This window comes from Sphingobacterium sp. T2, from assembly GCF_000814685.1.
Lineage (GTDB): Bacteria > Bacteroidota > Bacteroidia > Sphingobacteriales > Sphingobacteriaceae > Sphingobacterium > Sphingobacterium thermophilum.
Window position 1 is genome coordinate 1 of sequence record NZ_JXAC01000046.1, and the last position, 3,620, is coordinate 3,620.

The 3,620-nt window shown below is 43.9% G+C and carries 3 protein-coding genes and 1 pseudogene; all 4 read left to right on the forward strand.

Annotation, left to right across the window (positions count from 1 at the left end; all coding sequences use genetic code 11):
* Positions 1-131 precede the first annotated feature (131 nt).
* Positions 132-1,718: a glucoamylase family protein gene (locus tag SD31_RS04110; RefSeq protein WP_156138192.1), complete on the forward strand. Its 1,587-nt coding sequence runs from the start codon at positions 132-134 to the stop codon at positions 1,716-1,718.
* 57 nt (positions 1,719-1,775) lie between these two features.
* Positions 1,776-2,111: a hypothetical protein gene (locus tag SD31_RS04115; RefSeq protein WP_231561153.1), complete on the forward strand. Its 336-nt coding sequence runs from the start codon at positions 1,776-1,778 to the stop codon at positions 2,109-2,111.
* Positions 2,071-2,286 (forward strand): OmpA family protein, encoded by a 216-nt coding sequence (locus SD31_RS18335; protein WP_231561154.1) that lies wholly within the window; start codon positions 2,071-2,073, stop codon positions 2,284-2,286. Before SD31_RS04115 ends, SD31_RS18335 begins: the two co-directional genes overlap by 41 nt.
* A 163-nt stretch (positions 2,287-2,449) precedes the next feature.
* Positions 2,450-3,620: pseudogene (locus SD31_RS04120) on the forward strand (PHP domain-containing protein); the annotation flags it as partial.

The following is a 3,620-nucleotide window of genomic DNA, read 5'->3' on the forward strand; positions in this document are numbered from 1 at the left end:
CAGATAAAGATTCCCGATAAAAAATTTTAAGAATTAAGAATAAAGAAWTTATACCAAATTACGGGATAAGCCTGTCACAACCTAAAAAGAGCAAAGGCTACCATCATATTTATCTCGATCAGATAGAATTTTTGCCGAAACGGTATTCGGAAATTCCTCTACGCTCACCAGCAATGTTGAGTGATGCCAAAAGTTACGATAAGACAGTACACCTCAAATGGCAGTTGCCTTTAACGCCAAGCATACGTTTTATCAAGATTTATCGCTCTACAGACGGCAAAAACTTTAATCCTGTAAGTATACGTCCAATACATATGCAGTCCTGCTTCGACATCGTACCACAAATGGGACAAAAATATTACTACAAAATCACATGGATGGACTATAACTACAAAGAATCTCCATTCTCTTCGGTGAAAGAAGTAGAAGCTAAACCTCTAGGGGACTCCAGCATCATCAAACTCGTACAGCTGGCCCACGTAAATTACTTCGTGGAGAATTTCGACGTGAACACGGGAATGCACCTCCCTTACCGCTCCAAACATAAAGTCATCGTATCCACCAGAGAGACGGCAGGTGCTATCTTATCCCTGCTTGTGGGCGTACATAATGAATTCGTCTCTCGTCAGACAGCCTTAAACCGCATCTCGAAGATTGTCTTCTTCCTGCTGCGTTCACAAAATAAACATGGCATTCTTCCGGCCTATTACGATGGCCGCAGAGGACTTCCCGAATATATTCAGGAAGATGCTATATACGACGTACAGGCCACAGCAGAAATTGTCGAAGCTCTACTGGTGGCACGCGAATTTTTCAATAGTGACAACGACAACGAGAAAGATCTGCGCAACAGGATTACACAGCTTTATAACCGTATAAATTGGCAGGAGTGTCTCACGCCCGACAGCCGCTACCTGCAAAAGAAGCTGTCGATGCTGGAAAATCCTGATCTAGCCAACCAAGGTCTTGTAGGATTTGACGAAGCTATCAACATCTACCTGTTGGCTATGGGGAGCCCCAAAAACAGCATCTCACAAGACTTATTATATAATGCCATCTATGACCCGCTAACACCTCAAATAGAGCACCCTGAGCTGCAACAAGCACCAATAACCGACAGCTTGACCCAAGATACGAACGAACAGACCTTGGTATTCTTGGATAGCATCACGGCAGAGCAGAGCGATATAGACACCACCATCTTTGGTCTGAAACTTCCTTTCGGCATCTACAATAAGAGTGTCATGAATATCTATCGTCCTTTCTTGACCGTAAAACCGGAAAGACTTCATGACACCCTGACCAACTGGAAACAAACTCTGACTAACTACGTCCTTTACACCAAGCGTAGAGATAACGAAGTAGGTGTCGGTGCAGCAAATAGCGATATCTGGGGTTTTTATCAACATAGAGATACCCTCAACAGAAGTTTCCGCATCAATCCGGCAATAGCTTCTTCGGCAATAATGGTAGACGAATACCTCGGCAACAGGTCTATTCTTACGCTATACAGACAATACGGTCATATTCTTTTCACTGAATATGGTTTCAGGGCATGGCTCGACCTTCGTAATAATGATGCCTCCGACGAATACATGTCCTTCAACCAGGCTGCCGTAGCCATAGCCATAGAAAACGCTCAGTCAGGTTTGATATGGAATCTATACGACAAAATTCCCGAACTCCAGAAAGCTCGGGAAACAATAAATACAAAATAACTGCACAAAAATTAAAATATTGGCCTATATTAGTAACTCATTAGAGTGAATATGATTATGAAAAAAACATATTTATTTGCATTTCTTATCGGAATAATAAGCTTACAAAGCTGTAAACAGCAGCAACTTACTATCTTACCGGGAGCGGTAGTGTCTACAGACGGTACGGATGATGGACTCAAAAATGTGAAATCCGAATTCGACAACGCCACACGTACGGAAGAGGGCATCAAATTCTCCCTGTCTTCCGATGTACTGTTCCCTACCAACTCGTCGTACCTTACACAAGAGGCAAAAGCCGAACTCGATAAACTGATTAAAATTCTCAAAAAAGACAATAAAAAAATCCGTGGTGGATGGACATACAGATTCCACGGGAGAAGAAAAATATAATATCTGGCTGTCAGAAAAACGTGCCGCTTCAGTGAAGAAATACCTAGAAGATGGAGGTGTCAGTGCCTCTCGCATCACTACCAAAGGCTATGGACCAAACAAACCTATTGCCGACAACAAAACGCCGGAAGGTAGACAGAAAAACCGACGTGTGGAGGTGGTAATCTTGGATTAATACCATACAACCAAAATATGAGCGAAGGACGACAGAAAATGTTGTCCTTTTTTATTATTTTGTATAACTAGAACACTATTAGCGCATTGCATTTATACTTATAAAATGCTGCTTAGTTTCGTTAATTTTGTTTGATAAAGCGAGGAAGAAAGAGAGATCAGATATGTATATAATTTTCGATACCGAAACTACGGGGTTGCCAAAGCGTTGGGATGCACCGATTACTGATACGGACAATTGGCCGCGATGTATTCAGATTGCTTGGCAATTGCACGATGAAATGGGTAGATTGATAGAACATCAGGATTACCTTATCAAACCTGATGGCTTCAACATTCCTTTTGATTCTGAAAAAGTTCACGGTATCTCTACGGAGTTGGCTACCGAACAAGGCGTTCCCCTACCGGAAGTGTTGGTCAAATTCAATGAAGCACTACGAAAGGCCAAATTTGTTGTAGGTCAAAACATAGGCTTCGATATCAACATCATGGGCTGTGAATTTTACCGCTATGGTGTGGAGTCGCCCATGTCCAACATGCCGGTGCTTGACACCTGTACCGAAGTGACAGCCGAGCTGCTTAAACTTCCGGGAGGTCGTGGTGGCCGCTACAAGCTGCCTAACCTTACCGAGCTACACTCCTATCTTTTCGGCGTTCCTTTCGCCGAAGCTCACAACGCTACAGCCGACGTCGAAGCTACCACACGCTGCTTTTTCGAGCTAGTACGTCGTGAGGTGTTTACCGCCGAAGAGCTGCAGGTAGACAGCGGATATTTCGTAGAATTCAGACAGCACAACCCTACGGAGATTGCGCCAGTAGGCCTTACCCATATCAACCTTAAGGCTGCCTCGGAGGCACTGCGCAACAAAGATAAAGGGGCTACAACCACAGTCACTGTAGATGCTGCAACAAAAGAGGCGCTGGCCAATGCTGCCTTCGCTCATCTTCATAACCACTCGCAGTTTTCGGTACTGCAATCCACCATCTCCATAGGAGATTTGGTTTCTGCAGCGGCAAAACACAACATGCCGGCAGTGGCACTGACAGACCATGGCAATATGATGGGAGCTTTCCATTTCGTCAGCAAAGTGTTGGCGCACAACAAAGATGTGGAAGCCAAAAATCAGGAAGCTATTGCCGCCGGTGATGAACCAAAAGGCCAGATTATTAAACCAATCGTGGGATGTGAGTTCTATATCTGCGACGACCGTAAAGATAAAAACCGAAAAGACAATGGCTATCAGGTCGTATTTCTCGACCAAAATAAAGCTGGATATCATAATCTGGCCAAGATGCATCCATAGCCTATACCGAAGGTTCTACTACGTTCCCGCA

What these genes read in the sequence shown, in the direction of transcription:
- SD31_RS04115 (WP_231561153.1), top strand. Translation starts at nt 1,776, where the DNA reads ATGAAAAAAACATATTTATTTGCATTTCTTATCGGAATAATAAGCTTA.